Origin of the sequence: Aestuariivirga sp. (assembly GCF_020252395.1) — a bacterium.
In the GTDB taxonomy this organism is placed as follows: Bacteria; Pseudomonadota; Alphaproteobacteria; order Rhizobiales; family Aestuariivirgaceae; genus Aestuariivirga.
Map to the genome: position 1 here is coordinate 48,779 of NZ_JADCDB010000005.1, position 21,889 is coordinate 70,667.

Below are 21,889 nucleotides of genomic sequence, written 5' to 3' on the forward strand. Positions count from 1 at the left end.
GCCGATCATAGGGACGCAGGCCCCCGGTTGAAACCGCCAAGTGCCGGGTTTTCCCCAGCGCTTTCGCCCGGCTCGCGCGCCACGGCCGGCGTGAAATAGGCGAGGTCCAGCGCCCGGATCTCGAAGCGGTGCTGAACCCTGACGCCGAGGCCACAGCGCATCATCAGCTCCGCCAGGCGGTTGCCGTCGATCAGCACCACCCGGCGCACCAGTTGGGCGCAGAACTCCGCCGCACCGGATGAGAAGTGCGTGGTGGTCACGAACACGCCTTTGCCGGCGCGCCGCGCCTCGAGGCTGCCGGCGAAGTCGCGCACGTCGGCGATGGGCACCGGCATGCCCGGCTTCAACCGCTTGGCCTGGATTGAGATCGTATCGAAGCCCAACTCGTCAAGCGGAATGATGCCGTCGATGCCGCCATCGCCGGAGCGGCCAAGGCAGCGCGCCATGCCGGCGCGGTCGCTGCCATAGCCCATGGCGAGCAGAACATCGATGACGAGGCGCTCGAAAAACTCCGGCGTCTGGGTGTGGATGCGGGCAATCAGCTCACGGTGCAAAACAACATTGGATGCATTCACCAGAGCCGTCAGGGCAGCGCAGCCCTCCTCCGTGATGCCGCCCATGAAGGCCGCCGGCGCCTCCGGCAGTTCCAGCTCGTCGGGAGCCGATTGCATCAATTGCTGGAAGTCGCTCAGCACGAACATGACGTAAGGTTAAGCTGCAACCGTTAACAGCGGCTTATCCCAAAGCAAAACCCGGAGCCAGACTTTGCGCCCGGCTCCGGGTTCCCCATCCCCTTCCCGCAGTCAGATCAGGAAGAAGCCTTGCTGATAAAACAGTTCACGCCCTTCGACTTCAACCGGGAGCAGGCCTTGCCGGCATCCTCCTGGCTGTCGAAGCCGACGAGCCGCACGCGATAGAATATTCCCTTGGTCCCCAGGTCGGCGCGCACCACCACCGGCTGCTGCGCGGCCAGCGCCTTGTTGCGGGCCTGCATCTTCTTCCAGGTCGACCAGGCCGAATCCTCGCTGGTTGCGGAGGCGAGCTGCACCGACCAGCCAGTGATTTTCGGCTGCGGCGCAGGCTCCCCGGGCGGCGTTGGCGGGGCGGCCTCGGCGGCCTGGGTTTCAGCCGGCTGCATGGCAGGCGCCGCCGGTTCGGCGGGGGCCGCAATCTGGTCGTCCGCCGGAACATCTTCGACGGCGAGAACCTTCTCTTCCGCTGCGCCGGACCCGGGCTGTACGTCAGGCACGGGATCGGCGGCGGCCACGCGCACCGGCTGCTCCTGGGGAACGCGGTCGGTGAAGAGCTTGGGGCTGGAGGCAGCGGAGGCCTGCGCGTCCGCGCCCATCAGCGCGGCGGGGGGCGCTTTGGCAACCGGAAGCTGGTCGCTCGCCGGGCTGGTGGCGGACGTGAGAATCTCATCGCCCTGGGCGGCAGCGGCCAGCGCGCCGTCAAGTGCCGCAAGGCGCTGCAGGGCGGGTTCGTAACCGGGCTTGGCGTCCAGCGCCTTGTGCAGGGCGTCACGGGCGTCGGCACTCCGGTTCAGCTTCTCGAAGGTCGAGGCCTGCGCAACATAGACGCGCGCAGGTTCCGGATAATCGTAGCTCAGCGCCTTGTCGAAATCGGCGAGCGCGAAAAGATACTGGCCCTGGCCACGCAGCAGCGTGCCGCGGCTGTAATAGGCGTGGCTGAAGGACGCATCGAGGAACAAGGCCGAGGTATAGTCTTCCACGGCCGCCGCATTGCGCCCGAGCCGCTGGTAGGAGAGGCCGCGGTTATAGAGCGCCAGCGCACGCACTTTGGCCGACAGCGCATCAATGCGCAGCGCGGCCGTATAATCGTCGATGGCGAATTCATGCTCGTTGAGCCGCTGGTAGGCGAGGCCCCGGTTCATCAGCGCATTGGCCAGCACATCCGGCGGCAAGGCGCGCGAGTCGATGGCCCTGGAATAATCAGACACCGCCGTTTCGGCGTCGCCGGCCTGCAGCGCCTTGTAGGCCTCGGCGGCAAGTTTGGTTTCGGGCGTGGAGGCGGCAGACCAGGCCGGGGCGGTGCTTGCGGCGATGACCACGCAACAGACGGAGGCAAGGAACAGGGTACGGATGCTCATGCCCGTCAGTATCGGTTCCGCGTGGTTAAAAACCTATTGCCGCAAAGGCTTTACAAGATTGACAAGTGGTAAACGCATCGCCTGCCGCTGTGTCGTTTTCGGACTCGTTTCCGGCGCGGGCGAGTTGACGGGCGACTGTCAAGATGGCATTACAGTTTTGGTGTGGTGCCCGTTGCCAGACGGACAGCGGGCCTAATAGGGAACACGGTGAGGATGACCCAATCGGGGCCGAATCCGTGACTGCCCCCGCAACTGTGAGCGGCGAGGGCTTTGGCACTTCTGGCCACTGGGAAACCGGGAAGGCCGCCAAGGTTCAGCGACCCGCAAGTCAGGAGACCTGCCACACAGACAGACGTAACAGGTCACCACGGAGGGTGTTCATGACCGCTCGCACAATTTCTTCCGCCACCTCGCTCAAGGGTTCGAAGCGCATTGCCGCCGGTTTCGCGCTGCTCTTCATCGGCGCCACGCTGACCTTCGCGGCCGGCTTTTCCTCCATGGCGGTGGCGCACAACACGGCGCATGACACGCGCCACGCCATCGGCTTCCCCTGCCACTGAGCCACGCGAGCTCCATATGATCGGGCGGGCCGTTCTCGCCGTGCTCCTGGCAGGGATCGCGGCAGGGCTTGTCATGGGCGTGATCCAGCATGTGCGGCTCACCCCCCTGATTCTCGAGGCCGAGGTTTTCGAGCGCGCGGGCGGCTCCGCATCGCATTCCCATGGCGCCGCGCCGGAGGCCGGAACCACGGCAGAGTCTGGTGGACACGACCATGACCACGGTGAAGGCTGGAAGCCGGAGGACGGCTGGCCGCGCACGCTTGCCACCACCTTCACCGCCGCTATGACGGGAGCAGGCTTCGCCGCCATTCTGGCCGCCGTCTCGCTCCTCACCGGCCTGCAGATCAGCCGGAAGAACGGCATCCTGTGGGGCCTGTGCGGCTTCCTTGCCGTCACGCTCGCCCCGGCTGCAGGCCTGCCGCCAGAGCTTCCAGGCATGACGGCGGCCGATCTCTTCGCGCGCCAGGTCTGGTGGGTGGGCACCATCGCCGCCACGGCCGCAGGCATCTATCTATTTGCCACGCAGACACGCGCCGCAGCACTGGTGCTCGCCGCCGTGCTGATCCTCGCGCCGCATGTCATCGGCGCGCCCGTCCCGCCGCAGGGCGAGAACCTCATACCGGCCGAGTTGATCGCCCGCTTCGTCTCCAATTCCATTGCCGCCAACGCCGTGTTCTGGTGCATCATCGGGGTCTTCCTGGGCCTGGTGCTGGGCCAGACCGCAAAGGACATCTACGCCACATGAGCACCGAGAAAATTCCCGCCACCGTCATCACCGGCTTTCTGGGTGCGGGCAAGACCACGCTGATCCGCAACATGCTGGAGAACGCCAGGGGCCGCCGCATCGCGCTGATCATCAACGAGTTCGGCGATGTCGGCGTCGACGGCGAAATCCTGCGCGGCTGCGGCGCCGGCGCCTGCCGCGACGAGGACGTGATCGAACTCGCCAATGGTTGCATCTGCTGCACGGTGGCCGATGATTTCGTCCCCACCATGAAGAAGCTCTTGGACCGCAAGGACCCGCCGCAGCACATCGTGATCGAGACGTCGGGCCTCGCACTGCCCCAGCCGCTGGTCCGCGCCTTCAACTGGCCCGAGATCAAGTCGCGCGTCACCGTCGATGGCGTCGTCACCGTGGTCGATGCCAAGGCTTTGGCCGAGGGCCGCTTCGCCGATGACGAGGAGGCCGTCCAGGCCCAGCGCGAGGCCGACCCCAACCTCGACCATGAGAACCCGATCGAGGAACTCTTCGAGGACCAGATCAACTGCGCCGACATGGTGATCGTCAACAAGACCGACCTGCTGGCGGGCGATGAGCACGCCGCCGTCATCGGCGAACTCAAGTCAAAGGTCCGCGCCGGCACGCGCCTCGTGCCCACCCGCCACGGTCAGATCGACGTCGCCGCCCTGCTGGGTGTCGGCGCTTCCGCCGAGGACGACCTGCACAACCGCCTGTCGCACCACGAGATGGAGGGCGAGGAGCAGCATGACCATGACGATTTCGTCACCTTCATCGTCTCGCTCGGCGAAGTGGCCGACAAGGCGGCGCTGCTCGCCCGCATCGAGACCGCGATCGCGACGCATGATATCCTGCGTCTCAAGGGCTTCGTCGATATCAAGGGCTCGCCCGCGCGGCTTCTGTTGCAGGCAGTTGGCCCCCGCCTCAACAGCTATTTCGACCGGCCGTGGAAGGCAGGCGACCGGCGCGGCACCGAACTCGTCGTCATCGGCGAAAAGCACATGGACCGCGAGGCGATCGCCGCCATGCTGCGGGGCTGATGCATCTCCTCGCCACGACATCGGGCGTGATCGACGGCGGCGCGGAAGCTGTCGATCTCGCACAATCCCCCGCCGGCATCATCGTCCTGTCGGCTGCCGACAGCGAACTGGCCTCACTTGCCCGCGCGCATGATGCGGCACCCTGCCCGCTGCGCCTTGCCAATCTCCTGCAGTTGCAGCATCCGCTCTCCGTCGATCTCTATGTCGAAAAGACGCTTTCCCACGCAAAGCTCATCGTGCTCCGCGTCCTGGGCGGCGCCTCCTATTGGAGCTACGGCCTCGACCAGGTCGAGGCCATGGCCCGCGAACGCGGCATCAGGCTCAGCATTTTGCCCGGTGATGCCCAACCCGACCCAGAACTCACTGCGCGTTCCACGCTTGCTCCCCAACATTGCGAGCGCCTGCGCCAATATCTCGTGATCGGCGGCGCAGAGAACGCCGCAGCCTTCCTCGCCTACTGCCGCCACCTCACCGAGGGCACCGAAGCTCCCGCCCCGGCACGCGAGCTTCCCAAGGCCGGTGTCTACCGCGACACAGCGAAGGCAGGCCAACCGCTCGCCGCCATCGTCTTCTACCGCTCCGTCCTCGAAGGCGCACAGACGGCGCCCATCGATGCGCTGGTCGATACCCTCGCCGAACGCGGCGTCTGCGCAAAGGCCTTCTACGTCGCGAGCCTCAAGGACCGCGCCAGCATCGAAATGATGCATCAGAACCTTGACGCCCCCGACGTGATCCTCAACTGCACCGGCTTCGCGGTGGCCTCCGGCGGCAGCGATCCGCTCAGCCGGCATGATTGCCCGGTGCTGCAGGTCGTGCTCTCCGGCTCATCGGCGGAGAGCTGGCGGGAGTCGTCCCAGGGCCTCAACGCCCGCGACCTTGCGATGAATGTGGTCCTGCCGGAACTGGACGGCCGCATCATGTCGCGCGCCATCTCCTTCAAGGCCGACAGCCTTTGGCATGAGGGCACCCAGTGCCGCATCGTCACCTACCGCGAGGTGCCGGACCGCGTGGATTTCGTGGCCGACCTCGCCGCCAACTGGGCGAAGCTCCGCCGCACCCCTGCGCCCGTGCGCCGCGTGGCCATCATCCTCGCCAACTACCCCAACAAGGACGGCCGCATCGCAAATGGCGTGGGCTACGACACGCCCGCCAGCACAGTGGCGATCCTCGACGCGATGCGCACCGAAGGCTACAGCGTCGCAAATTATCCGCAGACGGGCAACGGCATCGTCGCGGACCTGCAGCGCGGGCCGACGAATGCGAGGCGCGCCGCTTCATCCACCGCCGCGCTCGCCCTCGCCGGCTACGCCGCGCATTTCAACACGCTCCCTGAACCCCTCCGTACCCGGATCACCGAACGCTGGGGCAATCCCGCGCGCGATCCGTTTTTCGCCGGCGGCGCCTTCCATCTCCCCATCTGCCTCTACGGCAACGCCGCCGTCGCCATCCAGCCGGCGCGCGGTTACAACATCGATCCCAAATCGACTTATCATGACCCCGCCCTGCTGCCGCCGCACGGCTATCTCGCCTTCTATTTCTGGCTCCGCCATCACTTCAAGGCAGACGCGGTCATCCACAATGGCAAGCATGGCAATCTCGAATGGCTGCCCGGCAAGGCCAATGCGCTTACCGCCGAATGCCTGCCGGAGGTCGCACTCGGCCCCCTGCCGCAGCTTTATCCCTTCATCGTCAACGACCCAGGCGAAGGCACGCAGGCCAAGCGCAGAACCGGTGCGGTGATCATCGGCCACCTGACGCCGCCGCTGACGCGCGCCGAAACCTATGGGCCCCTCAAGGACCTCGAAGCGCTCGTCGATGAATACTACCTCGCCTCCGGCCTCGATGCCCGCCGCCGGGATTCTCTGAAGCGCGACATCCTCGACCTCACCAAATCCTCCCGTCTCGATGAGGACGCGGGCTTCACCGGCGACGCGGACCAGGACCTCCAACGCCTCGACGCCTTCCTCTGCGACCTCAAGGAGGCGCAAATCCGCGACGGCCTGCACATCCTCGGCAGCTCGCCCGAGGGCCGCCTCGAAACCGACTTGCTCGTGGCGCTGACCCGCGTGCCGCGGGGCCTGGGCGAACGCGGCGACCAGTCTCTCATCCGCGCGCTCACCATGGACTTCGGCTTCGCGGACTTCGATCCCCTCGCCTGCGACATGGCCACCGCATGGATAGGCGACAGGCCCGCAGAATTGCAATCCCTCACGCCCGATTCATGGCGCAGCAACGGCGACACCGTCGAGCGGCTCGAACTCTTCGCCGCCGCCCTCCTCTCCGGTACGTCACTGCCCGCGCATTTCGGCACCACGGCTAGTGTCCTCGACGAGATCGACGCGCGCATCCGCCCCGCACTCCGCGCCTGCGGGAAAGACGAGATCGCCTCGCTGCTGAAAGGCCTCTCTGGCCGCTTCGTTGCCCCCGGTCCCTCTGGCGCGCCCACCCGCGGCCGCCTCGATGTGCTTCCCACCGGCCGGAACTTCTATTCGCTCGACAACCGCACGGTGCCCACGCCCACCGCCTGGAACCTGGGCCAGAAGTCAGCGGAAGACCTGCTGCTCCGCCACTTCCAGGATGCCGGGCGGTATCCGAAGGCTCTCGGCCTTTCCGCATGGGGCACGTCCAACATGCGCACCGGCGGTGACGACATCGCCCAGGCTCTCGCCCTCGTCGGCGCGAAGCCCGTGTGGGAGCCGTCGAGCTGGCGCGTCACCGGCTATGAGATCATCCCGCTCGCCAGGCTCGGCCGCCCGCGCGTCGACGTGACGCTGCGCATCTCCGGCTTCTTCCGTGACGCCTTCCCGGCCCAGATCGAACTCCTCGACAGGGCCATACGCGCCGTGGGCGCCCTCGACGAGGATGATGACGACAACCCCCTCGCCGCCCGCATGCGCAGCGAGGCCAAGACGCTTGCCAGCTCCGGCATCGATGCCGCCGCCGCCAGTGACATGGCCGGCCACCGCATCTTCGGCTCGCGTCCCGGCGCTTACGGCGCGGGCCTGCAGGCGCTGATCGACGAGAAGATCTGGACCGGCCGGGCAGACCTTGCCGCCGCCTATATCACCTGGGGTGCTTATGCGTATGGCGCGAAGGCCCAAGGCATCAATGACGAAAAGGCCTTCACCGAACGCCTGAAGCGCATCGAGGCTGTGGTCCACAACCAGGACAACCGCGAGCATGATTTGCTCGACTCGGATGACTATTACCAGTTCGAAGGCGGCATGGCGGCCGCCGTGGAACAGGCCTCGGGCCACCGCCCGCGCGTCTATCACAACGATCACTCGCGGCCTGAGCGCCCGGTCATCCGGACGCTGGAAGAAGAGGTGAGCCGCGTCATGCGTTCCCGCGTCGTCAATCCGAAGTGGATCGCCGGCGTCAAGCGCCACGGCTACAAGGGCGCATTCGAGATCGCCGCCACCGTCGATTACATGTTCGCCTTCGCCGCCACCACGGGGGCGGTGCGCAGCCATCATTTCGATCTGGCATACGATGCCTTCCTGGCCGACGATGCGACGCGCGGCTTCATCCGCGACAACAATCCCGTGGCGTTGCGCGAAATCGCCGGACGCTTCCGCGAGGCGCGCGAGCGGGGCCTCTGGACGCCGCGCCTCAACTCCGCCCATGATCTTCTCGAGGACCTGACCCGATGACCGGCGAAACACCTGACCACGACAATGCCCGCCACCACGAGAAGATGGCGAAAAAGAAAGCCGCCCGCGCCAAGATCATGGCCGGCAAGACCATCGAGAAGGGCCTCTTGATCGTCCACACCGGCAAGGGCAAGGGCAAGTCGACGGCCGCTTTCGGCATGGTGTTCCGCTGCGTCGGCCATGGCATGAAGTCCGGCGTCATCCAGTTCGTGAAGGGTGCCTGGGCAACCGGCGAGCGAACGGTGCTGGAGAAGTTCCCCGAACTCGTCACCATCAAGGCCATGGGCGAAGGCTTCACCTGGGAGACCCAGGATAGGGAGCGCGACATTGCCCACTCCCGCGCCGCCTGGGAGGAAGCCAGGAAGATGATCGCCGACCCCGGCTATAAGATGGTGCTGCTGGACGAACTCAACATCGTGCTGCGCTACGACTACCTTCCGCTGGATGAGGTGCTTGAGGTTCTGAAGAACAAGCCCCAGGGCAAGCACGTGGTCGTCACCGGACGCAACGCCAAGGACGAGCTGATCGGGATCGCCGACCTCGTCACCGAAATGGAACAGGTGAAACACCCGTTCCGCTCCGGCGTGAAGGCCCAGGCCGGGATCGAGTTCTAGGACGCCGCAAACGTGCTTGTGACTGCCTTCCGCCAGGTCTAGAACACGCCCTCGCAGCGTCCCCAGAGACGGGACTGAAAGCAAACTCCGGTGCGGCCGACCCAATGCGGGGCCAAGACGGAAGCTGTCTTCCGGACCGGGCCTCGCCCGGGGGCGCGTTTTGATCTGGAAGGCAGGACCTATGGCGGACAAACTGGGTGTGATGCTGTGCGGCCACGGCAGCCGCGACAAGGATGCGGTGAAGGAATTCGCTGTCCTCGCCGAACACCTGAAGCAGCGCCTGCCGCAGTATCCGGTCGAATACGGCTATCTCGAATTCGCCACGCCCATCATCCGCACCGGGCTGGACAGCCTGAAGGCGCAGGGCGTCACCCGCGTGCTGGCCGTGCCCGGCATGCTGTTTGCCGCGGGCCACGCCAAGAACGACATCCCCTCCGTTCTCAACACATATGCCGCGGCCAACACTCTGCGCATCGACTATGGCAAGGAACTCGGCATCGACCCCAAGATGATGCGCGCCGCCGCCGACCGCGTGCAGGAAGCCCTCGAGAAAGCGGGCGCGAGCGTGCCGAAGCACGAGACGCTGCTGGTCGTCGTCGGCCGCGGCGCCTCAGACCCCGACGCCAATTCCAACGTCGCCAAGGTCACGCGCCTGCTGTGGGAGGGCTTCGGCTTCGGCTGGGCGGAGACGGCCTATTCCGGCGTCACCTTCCCGCTGGTCGAGCCCGGCCTCGAGCATGCGGCACGGCTGGGCTACAAGCGCATCATCGTCTTCCCCTATTTCCTCTTCACCGGCATCCTCGTCGACCGCATTTATGACGCAACCGACGCCGTGGCCGCGCGCCACCCCGAGATCGAGTTCGTCAAAGCGCCCTATCTCAACGACCACCCGCAGGTCATCGCCACCTTCGAGGAGCGCATCGGGCAGATCCTCACGGGCGACATCGCCATGAATTGTCAGATGTGCAAGTACCGCACGCAGGTGCTGGGCTTCGAGGCCGAGGTAGGAGCCGTCCAGGAAAGCCACCACCACCATGTCGAAGGCATCGGCACCTCCGCTGACTGCGAATACTGCGACGGCGTCTGCAACCAGATGTGCAAGACAGCACCGAAGAAAAAGAAGGAAGCCGTACTGGCGGTCGATGCGGCCAGGATCCTCTCAGGCTCCGCGAATCACCATCACCATGGCGGCCATGACCACAGCCACGGCCATCACCACGACCACGGCCATGAGCATGGGCATGACCACACCCATGCGCCCTACCCCCATGCCGATCATCCGCTCGGCCCCCGGAGCATGCTGAAGACGTGATCGGCTACCTCCGCGATCCCGCCGCCATCTACCGGCGCTCATTCGAGATCATCCGGGCCGAGGTGGATTTCTCCGGGCTGCCCGCCGATGCAGAGGAGGTGGCGATCCGCATCATACACGCCTGCGGCATGCCGGAGATCGTGGATGACCTCCGCATCTCGCCCGGCTTCGTCATCGCCGCCAGGTCCGCGCTCGCAGCAGGCGCGCCGGTGCTGGTCGATGCCGAGATGGTGCGGCACGGCATCATCGACAAGCAGCTCAACGTCATCTGCACACTGAATAACCCGCAGGCCCGCGAGATCGGCCTTGCCACCGGCAACACCCGCTCCGCCGCCGCCGTGGAACTCTGGCGGCCGCATCTGGCGGGCAGCATCGCCGTCATCGGCAACGCTCCCACCGCCCTCTTCGCACTTCTCGAGATGATTGCCGCCGGCGCGCCGAAGCCTGCGGCCATCGCCGGCTTTCCCGTCGGCTTCGTCGGCGCGGCGGAATCGAAGGACGAGCTCCACGCCAATCCGGGCGGCATCCCCTATGCCACGCTGCTCGGCCGCCGCGGCGGTTCCGCCATGGCGGCTTCCGTCATCAACGCGCTGATGCGGGGCGCCACATGAGCCAGTGGCTCACCATCGCCGGCATGGGCGAGGACGGCTGGGATGGACTTTCACCGAAGGCGCAGCTCGCCATCCGCAACGCCGTGGTCCTCGTCGGTTCCACCCGCCTGCTCGGCTTCACGCCGCAGAGCGCGGCCGAGCGCCATGAATGGCCCCAACCCTTCTCCGCCGTGATCGACCGCATCAAGCCGCTGCGTGGCCGGAAGACAGTGGTGCTGGCAACGGGCGATCCGCTGAACTATGGCGTCGCCCGCAAGCTGATGGAGTTCATCCCTTTCGCGGAGATGGAGATCATACCGCATGTCTCCGCCTTCTCGCTCGCCGCCGCGCGTGTCGGGTGGCCGCTGCCCGACTGCGACACGCTCACGCTGCATGGCCGCGATGCCGCGCACATCGAGCCCTTCATCCAGCCGGATGTGCGCCTCCTCGTGCTCACGGCGGACCGCACCACCATCCCCGAAGTTGCCCGCCGCCTCACCGCCCGCGGCTTCGGCAAGTCGGATATCACCGTGCTGGAAAACATGGGCGGCGAACGCGAGCGCAAGTCCAGCTTCATCGCCGATGCCATTCCTTCGACCAGCTTCTCGGACCTCAACACGCTGGCCATCCACTGCATCGCGTCTCCCGGCGCCAGGGTGCTTTCACGCCTCGCAGGCCTGCCGGACGAGGCCTTCGTCCATGACGGCCAGCTCACCAAGCGCGAGGTGCGCGCCGCGACGCTGGCGGCCCTTGGCCCCGCGCCCGACCAGCTTCTGTGGGACGTCGGCGCTGGCTGCGGCTCGGTCTCGATCGAGTGGATGCGCGCCGCGCGAGGTTGCATGTCCATCGCCTTCGAGCATGATGCCGAGCGCTTGGGCATGATCGCCACCAACATGGATGCCCTCGGTGCACCCCGCCTCACGGTCGTGCCGGGCGAGGTCCCCGCCACCTATGCCGGCCAGCCGTCGCCCGATGCCATCTTCATCGGCGGCGCCATCTGGCTACCCGGCGTTTTCGACGGCGCGTGGTCTGCGCTCAGGCCCGGCGGCACGCTTGTCGCCAATGCAGTGACGCTAGAGGGCGAGACCCATCTTTACGACCTGCATGAAAAGTTCGGCGGCGACATCGTGCGCATGGAGGTGTCGAGCCTCACCAGTGTCGGCCGCCTGCGCGCGCTCAGGCCGCGCATGGCCGTCACCCAGTGGCGGACCAGAAAACCATGGTAAACAAACTCGGAACGCTGCACGGCGTCGGCGTCGGCCCGGGCGACCCGGAACTGTTGACGGTCAAGGCCGCGCGCCTCATCGGCAGCGCCACGGTCGTGGCCTACCTCACCGCCAATGGCAAGGACTCCACCGCCCGCGACATCGCAAAGTCCTATATCCCCGCCACCACTCAACATCTCGTCATCGACATGCCGATGCGGGTGGAGCGCGAACCGGGTGAAAAGGCCTATGACGCAGGCGCAGCCGCCATTGCCGAACACCTGAGACAGGGCCGCGACGTCGTCATGCTGTGCGAGGGCGATCCCTTCTTTTACGGCAGCTTCATGTATGTTTTCGCCAGGCTGTCCAATGACTTCCCTTGCGCCATCGTGCCCGGAGTCACCTCCATGACGGCCTCCGCCGCAGCGCTGCGCCGTCCGCTCTCGGCGCGAAACGAGGTGGTGAAGGTGCTGCCGGCCACGCTGCCAGAGGATCGCCTGCGCGAGGAGTTGATGTCCGCTGAGAGCGCCGTCCTCATCAAAGTCGGCCGGCACCTCCCCAAGGTACGCAATATCCTGGGCCTGCTCGACCTCGCGTCGCGCGCCCAGGTCGTCATCAAGGCAACCCATCAGGATGAGGTGGTCACACCGCTCCTCGGCATCACGGAAGATCACTTGCCCTATTTCTCGTCGATCCTCGTCTATGCGGGCGCCGAAGCATGGTGAAGCCCGTCCTCTTCGTGCTGGGCGCTTCCGCCCTGCCGCTCGCACGCAAGCTGAAGGAGCCGCTCGGCGCCGAAGTCCACACGCCCGATTGCGTGGCCGGTGGCGACGTCACCTATGCCAAGGCAACCGCGCATCTTGGCCAGCTCTTCAATGAGGGCCGCAGCATCATCGGCCTCTGCGCCGCGGGCATCCTCATCCGCGCCGTGGCCACGCATCTCCATGACAAGCGCAACGAACCGCCGGTGATCGCGGTGGCTGAAGACGGTTCCTCGGCGGTGCCGCTCTTGGGCGGCCACCACGGCGCCAACGAGCTTGCCCGCCGGATCGCCACACTCACCGGCGGCCATGCCGCCGTCACCACGGCGAGCGAAGTCCGTTTCGGTTTCGCACTGGACGACCCCGCGCCGGGCTTCGTGCTCGCCAACCCAAACGCAATGAAGGGCGCAACCGCCACGCTGCTTAACGGCGCAGCCCTCACGCTCGACGGCAGGCTCAACCCCTTCCCCGCCGCGCGCTACGCCGCCGGTCCGGACGCGGTCACCCTCACCGTCACTGAAATCTTGGCGGAAGGCTCCAGGACCAGGCTCGTCTATCATCCGAAGACTCTCGTCATGGGCCTCGGCTGCGAGCGCAACGCGGAGGCCGCCGAACTGATCGCACTGGCCGATAAGGTTCTTGCCGAGGCCAAGCTCTCGCCCGCCTCGCTTGCCGCCGTGGCCTCCATCGATCTCAAGTCCGACGAGGCGGCGATCCACGCTGTCGCCGCGCATTTCGGCGTGCCCGCCCGCTTCTTCACAGCGGATGAGCTGGCGAAGGAAACGCCGCGCCTCAGGAACCCATCCGGCATCGTCGCCCGGGAAGTTGGCGTGGCTGGCGTCGCCGAAGCCGCGGCTCTCGCCGCAGCGGGCGCAAACTCGGATCTCATCGTGGAGAAGACGCGCTCCACGCGCGGCACCTGCGCCATTGCCAGATCACCGCAGCTTCTTCTCGACATCCCCGGCAGACCCCGCGGCATCGTGCATGTCGTCGGCATCGGCCCCGGCACGCCGGACTGGCGCGCGCCCGCAGCGCGCGCGGCTCTCGAGGCCTCGACCGACTGGGTGGGCTATGGCCTCTATCTGGACCTCGTGGCGGATGTCAGCTCCGGCCAGCAGGAGCACCGCTTCCCGCTGGGCGGCGAGGAAGAACGCGTGCGGCACGCCATCGAACTGGCGAAGCAGGGAAAGGAAGTTACGCTCGTCTGCTCCGGCGATGCCGGCATCTATGCCATGGCGGCGCTGGTCTACGAAGTGATCGACCTTGAGCCCGCGCGGATCGCGGTGAACGTCATCCCCGGCATCTCCGCCTTCCAGGCCGCAGCCGCCAAAGCGGGTGCGATGATCGGGCATGACTTCTGCTGCATCTCGCTCTCCGACCTCCTCACCCCGTGGGAGGCGATCGAGAGGCGCGTGAAGGCTGCAGCGGAAGGCGACTTCGTGATCTCCTTCTACAACCCGCGCTCGCTCAAGCGCCGCGACCAGCTGGAGCGTGCCTTCGCGATCCTGAAACAGCACCGCCCGGCGGACACGCCCGTCGTCATCGCCTCCAACCTCGGCCGCCCCAAGGAGAAGGTGAAGATCGTGAGCTTCGTGGACTTCAACCCCGGCGACGTCGACATGCTCACGCTGGTGATGGTCGGTTCGTCGCAATCCAAATGTTTCGCCCGCGGAGATGGCAGGACCTATGCCTATACCCCGCGCGGCTATGCCAAGAAGAGAGAGGCAGCGGAATGACCGTCCATTTCATCGGCGCCGGCCCGGGCGCACCCGACCTCATCACGGTGCGCGGTTTGAAGCGCATCCAGTCCTGCCCGGTCTGCCTCTATGCGGGCTCCCTGGTGCCGGAGGAGATCGTCAAGGCAGCACCTGCAGGCGCCCTCGTCATAGACACGGCCCCTCTCACCCTAGACGAGATCATCGCCGAAATCGAGGCCGCCCACGCCAAGGGCCATGACGTGGCGCGCGTCCATTCAGGAGACCCCTCGCTCTATGGCGCGATTGCGGAGCAAATCCGCCGCCTCGCGAAGCTCGGCATTCCCTATGACGTGACGCCGGGCGTGCCTGCCTTCGCTGCTGCCGCTGCCGAACTCAAGACCGAGTTCACGCTCCCCGAGATCGCCCAGACGGTCATCCTCACCCGCACCGCCATGCAATCCTCTTCCATGCCGGACGGCGAAATACTGGAGGAGCTCGGCCGCTCCAGGGCCACGCTCGCCATCCACCTCTCGATCCGCAACCTGGGCTACATCGAGCGCGCGCTGACGCCACATTATGGCGCCGACTGCCCGGTGGTTGTCGCCTATCGCATCACCTGGCCCGACCAGATGATCATCCGCGGCACGCTCGCCACCATCACGAAGAAAGTGCGCGAGGCAAAGCTCACCCGCACCGCGTTGATCCTCGTGGGCCAAGTGCTGGACGCGCATGATTTCCGGGACTCCGCACTTTACGACGCTGACCATGAGCACGTTTTGCGCAACAGCAAGACAGCGAGGTCGGCGGGTTAGCCTGCCGGCAAAAAGCGAGTCCGGCCGCTGCACTCCGACAGGTTACGGTTGTCCCGGCAGCACCCGGGAGACAACCATGATGGATCTTGCATCCAGGCTGCTTGCCACCCTTGCCTTCAATACTCTGGTGGCGGCGGCTGCCCGGGCGGATACGCCCGAGTTCGAGGCCGATCCACCCGCCTCTTTCCAAAAGCCCAGCGCATGTGAACGGACTCTACCCCAATCGCGCCAGCGCTTCGTCCACCTTGACCTTGCGCGCTTCCAGTTCGGCCTTGCGCTCGCGGCTTTCCTCCAGCACTTCCGGAGGCGCCTTGGCGGCGAAGCCGGGGTTGTTGAGGCGGCCGTCGATGGCGGCGGTATCCTTGGCGATCTTCTCGAGCTCCTTCGCGAGCCGCGCCTTCTCGGCGGCGAAATCGATGACGCCTTCGAGCGGCAGCGCGACGGTTGCCTCATCAAGCACGATCTGGGCGGAGGCCTTGGGCACCTGCTCCTCGAAGGTGATGGAGGAGAGACGCGCGAGACGCATGATCTCGTTCTCCCAAGCATCTGCCCGGCGGCGCGTTTCGCTGTTGGCGCTCACCAGCACACAGGCGATCTTTGCGCCGGCGGGCACGTTCATCTCGGCCCTGACCGAGCGCACTTCTGAGATGAAGCGGATCGCCCATTCCATCTCGGCATCCGCCGCGGCATCGCCAAGGCCCTTGTAGACGGGCCAGCCGGAGACGATCAGCCACTGCTTGCGCGTGCCCGTTTGCTGCCACAGCTCTTCCGTCACGAAGGGCATGAAGGGGTGCAGCAGCAGCAGAATCTGGTCCATCACCCAGGCCGTGGTGGCGCGCGTCTCGGCCTTTGCCGCCTCGTCCGCGCCGGTGAGGATCGGCTTGATCAATTCGAGATACCAGTCGCAGAAGACATTCCACACGAACTGGTAGAGCGCGCCCGCCGCCTCGTTGAACTTGTATTCGTCCAGCGCCTGGCGGACCTTGGCCTCGGTGCGCGCCGTCTCGCCGGCAATCCAGCGATTCACGGTCACGCGCGCCGCCAGCGGATCATAATTCGGGTCATGCGCAACGCCGTTCATCTCGGCGAAGCGCGCGGCGTTCCACAGCTTGGTGCCGAAGTTGCGATAGCCCTCGACGCGCGCCTTGGCGAGCTTGATGTCGCGGCCCTGAGCGGCCATGGCGGCGAGTGTGAAGCGCAGCGCATCCGCGCCATAGGCGTCGATGAGTTCAAGGGGATCGATGACGTTGCCCTTGGACTTCGACATCTTCTGGCCCTTCTCATCGCGGACCAGCGCATGAATGTAGACCGTGTGGAACGGCACCTCCTGCATGAAGTGAAGCCCCATCATCATCATGCGGGCAACCCAGAAGAAGATAATGTCGAAGCCGGTGACGAGGACGTCCGTCTTGTAATGGCGCTTCAGCTCCGGCGTCTCCTCCGGCCAGCCCAAGGTCGAGAACGGCCAGAGGGCGGAGGAAAACCAGGTGTCGAGCACGTCCTCGTCGCGCCAAACACCAAGAATTTGACCTCTTGACTCTTGTATAAGTCCTATAGCCTGACGCTCGTGTTCGACAATGCGCAGCTCTTTACCAGGGAACTGAGTTGCGATCTCCTTCAGCGCTTCCTCCTCGGATTCAGCAACGGACACGCCAAACTGCGACATATCGATCAAACGTCCGGACTCAAGAACGTTGTTAAAGGCCGTCAGGTCGATTTTATCTTTGTTGAAATAATACCATGCTGGAATCTGATGCCCCCACCATAGCTGGCGCGAGATGCACCACGGCTGGATGTTGCGCATCCATTCGAAATAGGTCTTTTCCCAGTTCTTCGGAACGAAGCTGGTCTCGCCCCTCTCCACCGCCGCGATGGCGGGCTTGGCGAGCTCGGCGGCATTCACATACCACTGCTCGGTGAGCCACGGCTCGATGACGACGTCAGACCGGTCGCCATGCGGCACCTGGTAGGTGTGCGGCTCGATCTTGTCGAGAAGCCCCTGCGCCTCGAACATCTCGACGATGCGCTTCCTGGCCTCGAAGCGGTCGAGCCCGTGCAGCGCCATGGTCTCCGCGGGAACATCAGACGCTTCGAGGAAATCGGCATTGCCTGCAAGCAGCATCTTGCCGAATTGGTCGAGCACATTGATCTGTTTGAGATCATGGCGCTTGCCGACCTCAAAGTCGTTGAAATCATGCGCCGGCGTAATCTTGACGGCGCCGGTCCCCTTTTCGGGGTCGGCATAATCATCGCCGACGATGGGGATCAGGCGCCCCACCAGCGGCAGGCGCACGAATTTGCCGATGAGGTGCTTCAGCTTCTCATTCTCACGGTGAACCGCAACCGCACTGTCGCCCAGCATGGTTTCAGGCCGCGTCGTGGCGACCACGATGAATTCATCCGTCCCTTCGATCGGATAGCGCAGGTGCCAGAGATTGCCCTTCACTTCCTTCTGCACCACCTCGAGGTCCGAGATGGCGGTCAAGAGCTTCGGGTCCCAGTTCACAAGGCGCTTGTCCTTGTAGATCAGCCCTTCCTTGTAAAGCTGCACGAAGACCTTGAGCACCGCCTTGGACAAGCCCTCGTCCATGGTGAAGCGCTCGCGCGACCAATCGCAGGATGCGCCGAGTCTGCGCAGCTGACGCGAAATCGTGCCGCCCGATTCTTCCTTCCACGCCCAGACGCGCTTGAGAAAAGCCTCGCGGCCCATGCTGCGGCGGTCGGTCTTGTTCTCCTTCAGGAGAAGCCGCTCCACCACCATCTGGGTGGCGATGCCGGCATGGTCGGTGCCGGGCTGCCACAGCACGTCCCTGCCCCGCATGCGCGCGAAGCGCACGAGAATGTCCTGGATGGTGTTGTTAAGCGCGTGCCCCATGTGCAGCGAACCCGTCACGTTGGGTGGCGGGATCACGATGGTGAAGGGCTCCGCCTTGGGCTTGTGGCCTGGCTTGAAAAAGCCGCGCGCCTCCCATTGGGCATAGAGCCGCGCTTCCATTTCGGCGGGCGTGAAGGTCTTCTCAAGCATGAGTTTGGCCAAAGCTGATGTGACGGTTGGTGCGCCTTAAACACCAGCCGGGGCGGCCACGCAACGCTTTGAGGTGCGGAGTTAAGTCAGCAGGTGCAGCGCCTTGCGCGGCGGCGACAGGAACTGGACGCCGCATTCGGTGAGGCTGCGCCAAGCAACCCGCACGTCGCGCATTTCGCGCTCCGCCACGAACAGCAACTGGAACTGGTCCGGCACCTGCGCCACCGTAGGGCAGGATAGCCGCGCCCCGCCCGCCGAAAGATCGCGCATCACACAATCGATCACAGATCTACGCGAGTTGAACACCGCCTTCACCCTCTTGAAAACCCGATGGCGCGGGTGGGCCCGCCGCTCGTCCGGGAAAACATGTGCTGCTGTCATAAGCCGTGATTCTCCCCTTAAGGAAATTCAATCATGAGTTTATGAAAACGCTACAAACTCGCTAAGGTTGCAATTTACGCAGCGTTAAATCAAACAGCGAGTAATATCAAGAAAAAAGTAATAATGGGTCGATTTCGTGGCCAAAAGCCGTGGTTCAGCGGCCGGGGCGGACTACGCGCTCAATTTCCTCGCGCACCAGGCGCTCAACCATGGCTGGCAGGTTCTCGTCCAGCCACTGCTTCAGCATCACCCGCAGCAGTTCCCGCGACACCTGCTCCACCGACCGCTCATTGGCGTTCCGGCTCGTCACCGAATTGGTTAGCTTGCCGAAGGCGGACTGCACGGCTTGGGCCGCGTTGCCGGAGAGCATAACCGAGGGTTCGCTGCGGGCCGGAAGGCGCGCCGCCGGAGCGGCATGAACCTCGTGCCCGATCTGCGGCCTGGGTGACTCATTGTCGAGGACCGCTCCGCGCAGCCGTGGTGCTGGCGGATCCAGTTCGCGCAGCCGCGGGGCCGGCGGCGGCTCCAGCTCCCGCCAGTTGCGGCGCGGCGTCTCGTTCTGCAGCGCCGCGGCCAGGCTGGCGGCGCGCTGGCCCGGCTCGACGGGAGCCTGCGACTTAACCGTGCGCGCGCGGGAAATTCTTTCGCGCAGCTGCTGGATTTCGCTCGCCGCGGCGGAAAGTTCATCGGCGGCCCGTGGGGTGGGCGCAGCCTGCAGTGGGGCCGGCAGCCGCTCGCTCGACCGGCCATCCCCGATATCGTCATGGATAGCCTTGCGGATGGAGGCGAGAAGATCTTCCATTCGCGGTTCTGCAGTCACGTCGTCCACCCTGAAACGGCCCACAAGCCTTAACTCTTTCTGAAATTTTACGCGAACCGCCGAGTCTTGTCGATATCCAAAGCGGCCTATTCAATCGTTTTGACGTCGGTGCCTATCCACTTGTTGCGCACGCGTTTGTAATTTGCGTCAGGATCGTAGATTGGCACCTTGAGGCCGACCTCCTCGGCCGTGAGGTGGCCAATGGCGGCCAGCAGCTGGTAGCCGCTCACCACCCGGCTCCGTTCCGCCGTTACCTGCAGCACCTGGGCCTGTACAAGATCGCGCTGGGCGTCGAGCACGTCCAGCGTGGTGCGGGTGCCCGCCTGATATTCCGCCTGCACGCCCTGCAGCGCCAGCTGGGCGGCGGAGACCTGGGTGCGGGTATTCTTGATAATCTGGGCCAGGCCCACATAGGCATTCCATGACGAGGCCACCGCCTGCCTGACAGCCCGCGCCACCTCGATCACCTGAATGCGGCTCTGGCTCGCCAGCTGCTTGGCCTCGCGCACCTGCGAATAGACGATGCCGGCTTCGTAGAGGGGGATCGAAAGCTGAGCGCCGACCTGCAGTACGCTTGACCGATCCTGGCTGACAGTGAGATCGGGATCCGAACCGGAGGCAGAGGCCACGAGATCGGCGCTCGGCAACAGGTTCGAGAAAGCCACCTTGATATCGCTGTTCCGTGCAACCTCCACAAACGCTTGCGCAAGCAGCTGCGGGTTGATCTGGCCCGCAACATCGAGCGCTGTCTTCAGCGAGTTCGGGATATTGACCACTTTGGGGTAGTTCAGCTTGCCCGGCTCATGTCCAACCACCTGCACGTAGGTTGCCACCGCCCGCGCGAGATCGGTCTGTGCATTCACGAGAAAGCTCTGTGCCTCAGCCAGGCGCGCCTGTGCCTGCGCGACGTCGGTGCGCGTGATCTCGCCAACCGCAAAACGGTCCTGCGCAGCCTTTACCTGTGCCTGCAAAGCCGCCACATCTTGCCGGCGTAGAGACACGAACTGCCGTCCGGCATAGACGTCCATGTAGGCCTGGACCACATCAAACAGAACCTGCTGCTCGGTGCCGAGCAGACCCTGCTTCCCCGCGTCCACCCGCGCCGCGGCAGCCTTCGTGCTGTTCACCGTGCCGAAGCCGCGGAAAAGGGGCTGGGCGAGCTGGATGCTCACACTGCCGCTGGTCGCATTGTTGATGGCCAGCGGGTCGACAGTGGGGACAAAGCCGCCGACATTAGGATCGACGGTGAAGGACGTCACCCCTTCATTTGTGTTTCGCGTCCGATTCAATTCGGCGCCGATACCCACCGTAGGCCGCCAGCCGGACAGCGCCTGCGGCACCAGTTCGTCGGTGGCGCGCTGGCCAGCGCGGGCGGCATTGAGCGTGGGGTTCGTAACGTAAGCCTTCTCCATGGCCGCGAACAGCGTATCGGCCGCGGCAGATACGCTAAGCGTCACCGCCGCGGCGGAGATCGCAACGCCCGAAAGAACGGCCCGCACCCAGTTCCGTGTCATCGATCCACAACTCCTTAACCCGGCGCCGGCCCTGACGCGCCGGACGCTCCCACACGCACGTCCGCCTCAGAAGACGAAGGCGGGCTTCTTCTTCTTCAACCCCGGCAGTGCTGTCACCGAGGCGTCGAACACCGGGCGCACCGCAACCAACCCGCCCGAGCGCGAATAGATGCAGGCCTGCGACGTCTCGCGCTCGCCCACCACGCCGATCAGCCGTCCGCCATCGGCCAGCTGATCGATCAATGACTGCGGCACGTCCTCGGCGCGGCCCTCAAGCAGGATCACGTCGAAGGGCTGCTCCGCCGCCACACCGCCGGCAAGTGGGCCCTCGACGAGCTTCACATTGGCGAGCCCCCTCAGATTGCTGCGCGCATGATGGGCAAGCCCGGCATCGCTCTCAAGCGCCACGACGGTTGCGGCGATCTGGGCCGCCACGGCCGCGCCATAGCCGGTCCCGGCTCCGATGATCAGCAGCTTGTCGGTGGGCTTGATGGCGGCGTGCTGCAGCATGCGCGCGAAGGCCATGATTTCGATCAGCGCCCGCTGGCCAAGGGCCCTGTCGTGGTGGTCGAGCGGCACGTCCTCGTCCATATAGGCAAGCGCCCGGCGGCTCTCCGGCACGAAATCCTCGCGCGGGACCGCCTCGATGGCCGCAATGATGCGCCGGTCGGTGATGCCGTTGGGGCGGACCTGCGATTCGACCATGTTGCGGCGGGCGGCGGCGAAATCTGTCATTCTTTTCCTGAAAACAAGCGCATTTACGAAGTGTTAATCTTTGTGTAGCGAAGGATGTTCGATAAGTCCACCGGGCGGTGCAGTGCTGGAGCAATTCAAGCATCACAATCATGCGTTTTCCACTGCAACAACGATTCCCGGCCAAGCCTGCCCGGCATCGGCGCATGGGCAGTGACATTGGCCCTGTCGATAGCTAATTAACTTGTCCGGTTTTGGTAGCACATCAAATGTCCGCTTCTTGTCTTTTGTTCTCCTGTGGGACTGTGGGCAAGGCGGAGCCTTGTCCACATTTCCACAGGTGTTGCGGCTGAGCGGATTTAA

The 21,889-nt window shown here is 65.1% G+C and carries 19 protein-coding genes and 1 riboswitch; of the genes, 11 read left to right on the forward strand and 8 right to left on the reverse strand.

Going from position 1 to position 21,889, the window contains the following annotated elements:
• Positions 1 to 5: 5 nt before the first annotated feature.
• Together IOC82_RS04525 and IOC82_RS04530 are read right to left on the reverse strand one after the other, a co-directional pair.
• Positions 6 to 701, reverse strand: coding sequence for a restriction endonuclease (locus IOC82_RS04525; protein WP_290544987.1), 696 nt, complete (start codon positions 699 to 701; stop codon positions 6 to 8).
• 107 nt (positions 702 to 808) lie between these two features.
• Complete coding sequence (locus IOC82_RS04530) at positions 809 to 2,110, reverse strand: SPOR domain-containing protein (protein ID WP_290544988.1); 1,302 nt, start codon at positions 2,108 to 2,110, stop codon at positions 809 to 811.
• Positions 2,111 to 2,256: 146 nt separating this feature from the next.
• Positions 2,257 to 2,470: riboswitch (cobalamin riboswitch) on the forward strand.
• Positions 2,471 to 2,490: 20 nt separating this feature from the next.
• Here IOC82_RS04530 and IOC82_RS04535 point away from each other — a divergent pair.
• The 11 genes from IOC82_RS04535 to cobM all read left to right on the forward strand — a co-directional run bounded on the left by IOC82_RS04535 (position 2,491) and on the right by cobM (position 15,093).
• Positions 2,491 to 2,670: a CbtB-domain containing protein gene (locus IOC82_RS04535; RefSeq protein WP_290544989.1), complete on the forward strand. Its 180-nt coding sequence runs from the start codon at positions 2,491 to 2,493 to the stop codon at positions 2,668 to 2,670.
• Between the two features lie 16 nt (positions 2,671 to 2,686).
• Complete coding sequence (locus IOC82_RS04540) at positions 2,687 to 3,415, forward strand: CbtA family protein (protein ID WP_290544990.1); 729 nt, start codon at positions 2,687 to 2,689, stop codon at positions 3,413 to 3,415.
• A complete protein-coding gene (gene cobW / locus IOC82_RS04545; RefSeq protein WP_290544991.1) occupies positions 3,412 to 4,449 on the forward strand; it encodes a cobalamin biosynthesis protein CobW in 1,038 nt (345 codons plus the stop codon). Before IOC82_RS04540 ends, cobW begins: the two co-directional genes overlap by 4 nt.
• Positions 4,449 to 8,102 (forward strand): cobaltochelatase subunit CobN, encoded by a 3,654-nt coding sequence (gene cobN, locus IOC82_RS04550; RefSeq protein WP_290544992.1) that lies wholly within the window; start codon positions 4,449 to 4,451, stop codon positions 8,100 to 8,102. Before cobW ends, cobN begins: the two co-directional genes overlap by 1 nt.
• Positions 8,099 to 8,716 carry a cob(I)yrinic acid a,c-diamide adenosyltransferase gene (gene cobO, locus IOC82_RS04555; RefSeq protein WP_290544993.1) on the forward strand — a complete coding sequence of 206 codons (618 nt, stop codon included), beginning with the start codon at positions 8,099 to 8,101 and terminating at the stop codon, positions 8,714 to 8,716. Before cobN ends, cobO begins: the two co-directional genes overlap by 4 nt.
• A gap of 181 nt (positions 8,717 to 8,897) precedes the next feature.
• The gene (locus IOC82_RS04560) at positions 8,898 to 10,028 is read left to right on the forward strand and encodes a sirohydrochlorin chelatase (RefSeq protein WP_290544994.1); all 1,131 of its coding nucleotides are present in this window, start codon (positions 8,898 to 8,900) and stop codon (positions 10,026 to 10,028) included.
• Complete coding sequence (locus IOC82_RS04565; RefSeq protein WP_290544995.1) at positions 10,025 to 10,639, forward strand: precorrin-8X methylmutase; 615 nt, start codon at positions 10,025 to 10,027, stop codon at positions 10,637 to 10,639. The genes IOC82_RS04560 and IOC82_RS04565 overlap by 4 nt, the downstream gene beginning before the upstream one ends.
• Entirely contained in the window at positions 10,636 to 11,844 is a 1,209-nt protein-coding gene (cbiE, locus tag IOC82_RS04570; protein ID WP_290544996.1) for a precorrin-6y C5,15-methyltransferase (decarboxylating) subunit CbiE, read from the forward strand. The genes IOC82_RS04565 and cbiE overlap by 4 nt, the downstream gene beginning before the upstream one ends.
• Positions 11,838 to 12,548 (forward strand): precorrin-2 C(20)-methyltransferase, encoded by a 711-nt coding sequence (gene cobI, locus IOC82_RS04575; protein ID WP_290544997.1) that lies wholly within the window; start codon positions 11,838 to 11,840, stop codon positions 12,546 to 12,548. The genes cbiE and cobI overlap by 7 nt, the downstream gene beginning before the upstream one ends.
• The gene (gene cobJ / locus IOC82_RS04580; RefSeq protein ID WP_290544998.1) at positions 12,542 to 14,320 is read left to right on the forward strand and encodes a precorrin-3B C(17)-methyltransferase; all 1,779 of its coding nucleotides are present in this window, start codon (positions 12,542 to 12,544) and stop codon (positions 14,318 to 14,320) included. Before cobI ends, cobJ begins: the two co-directional genes overlap by 7 nt.
• Positions 14,317 to 15,093: a precorrin-4 C(11)-methyltransferase gene (cobM, locus tag IOC82_RS04585; protein ID WP_290544999.1), complete on the forward strand. Its 777-nt coding sequence runs from the start codon at positions 14,317 to 14,319 to the stop codon at positions 15,091 to 15,093. Before cobJ ends, cobM begins: the two co-directional genes overlap by 4 nt.
• A gap of 214 nt (positions 15,094 to 15,307) precedes the next feature.
• Here cobM and IOC82_RS04590 read toward each other — a convergent pair whose 3' ends face one another.
• The 6 genes from IOC82_RS04590 to IOC82_RS04615 form a co-directional block, all read right to left on the reverse strand.
• Entirely contained in the window at positions 15,308 to 18,118 is a 2,811-nt protein-coding gene (locus tag IOC82_RS04590; protein ID WP_290545000.1) for a valine--tRNA ligase, read from the reverse strand.
• 81 nt (positions 18,119 to 18,199) lie between these two features.
• Positions 18,200 to 18,499: a PilZ domain-containing protein gene (locus tag IOC82_RS04595; protein WP_290545001.1), complete on the reverse strand. Its 300-nt coding sequence runs from the start codon at positions 18,497 to 18,499 to the stop codon at positions 18,200 to 18,202.
• 154 nt (positions 18,500 to 18,653) lie between these two features.
• Positions 18,654 to 19,301 (reverse strand): DUF2497 domain-containing protein, encoded by a 648-nt coding sequence (locus IOC82_RS04600; protein ID WP_290545002.1) that lies wholly within the window; start codon positions 19,299 to 19,301, stop codon positions 18,654 to 18,656.
• A 104-nt stretch (positions 19,302 to 19,405) separates the two neighbouring features.
• Complete coding sequence (locus tag IOC82_RS04605) at positions 19,406 to 20,833, reverse strand: TolC family outer membrane protein (protein WP_290545003.1); 1,428 nt, start codon at positions 20,831 to 20,833, stop codon at positions 19,406 to 19,408.
• A 66-nt stretch (positions 20,834 to 20,899) separates the two neighbouring features.
• Positions 20,900 to 21,568: a protein-L-isoaspartate O-methyltransferase gene (locus IOC82_RS04610; RefSeq protein ID WP_290545004.1), complete on the reverse strand. Its 669-nt coding sequence runs from the start codon at positions 21,566 to 21,568 to the stop codon at positions 20,900 to 20,902.
• Between the two features lie 108 nt (positions 21,569 to 21,676).
• On the reverse strand, positions 21,677 to 21,889 hold a 213-nt coding region (locus IOC82_RS04615), incomplete at its 5' end, for a hypothetical protein (RefSeq protein WP_290545005.1).

Bases quoted from the DNA above. Each gene is read 5' to 3' on its own strand.
- IOC82_RS04525 (WP_290544987.1), bottom strand. From the start codon at position 701: ATGTTCGTGCTGAGCGACTTCCAGCAATTGATGCAATCGGCTCCCGAC.
- IOC82_RS04530 (WP_290544988.1), bottom strand. From the start codon at position 2,110: ATGAGCATCCGTACCCTGTTCCTTGCCTCCGTCTGTTGCGTGGTCATC.
- IOC82_RS04535 (WP_290544989.1), top strand. From the start codon at position 2,491: ATGACCGCTCGCACAATTTCTTCCGCCACCTCGCTCAAGGGTTCGAAG.
- IOC82_RS04540 (WP_290544990.1), top strand. From the start codon at position 2,687: ATGATCGGGCGGGCCGTTCTCGCCGTGCTCCTGGCAGGGATCGCGGCA.
- cobW (WP_290544991.1), top strand. From the start codon at position 3,412: ATGAGCACCGAGAAAATTCCCGCCACCGTCATCACCGGCTTTCTGGGT.
- cobN (WP_290544992.1), top strand. From the start codon at position 4,449: ATGCATCTCCTCGCCACGACATCGGGCGTGATCGACGGCGGCGCGGAA.
- cobO (WP_290544993.1), top strand. From the start codon at position 8,099: ATGACCGGCGAAACACCTGACCACGACAATGCCCGCCACCACGAGAAG.
- IOC82_RS04560 (WP_290544994.1), top strand. From the start codon at position 8,898: ATGGCGGACAAACTGGGTGTGATGCTGTGCGGCCACGGCAGCCGCGAC.
- cbiE (WP_290544996.1), top strand. From the start codon at position 10,636: ATGAGCCAGTGGCTCACCATCGCCGGCATGGGCGAGGACGGCTGGGAT.
- cobI (WP_290544997.1), top strand. From the start codon at position 11,838: ATGGTAAACAAACTCGGAACGCTGCACGGCGTCGGCGTCGGCCCGGGC.
- cobJ (WP_290544998.1), top strand. From the start codon at position 12,542: ATGGTGAAGCCCGTCCTCTTCGTGCTGGGCGCTTCCGCCCTGCCGCTC.
- cobM (WP_290544999.1), top strand. From the start codon at position 14,317: ATGACCGTCCATTTCATCGGCGCCGGCCCGGGCGCACCCGACCTCATC.
- IOC82_RS04590 (WP_290545000.1), bottom strand. From the start codon at position 18,118: ATGCTTGAGAAGACCTTCACGCCCGCCGAAATGGAAGCGCGGCTCTAT.
- IOC82_RS04595 (WP_290545001.1), bottom strand. From the start codon at position 18,499: ATGACAGCAGCACATGTTTTCCCGGACGAGCGGCGGGCCCACCCGCGC.
- IOC82_RS04600 (WP_290545002.1), bottom strand. From the start codon at position 19,301: ATGGAAGATCTTCTCGCCTCCATCCGCAAGGCTATCCATGACGATATC.
- IOC82_RS04605 (WP_290545003.1), bottom strand. From the start codon at position 20,833: ATGACACGGAACTGGGTGCGGGCCGTTCTTTCGGGCGTTGCGATCTCC.
- IOC82_RS04610 (WP_290545004.1), bottom strand. From the start codon at position 21,568: ATGACAGATTTCGCCGCCGCCCGCCGCAACATGGTCGAATCGCAGGTC.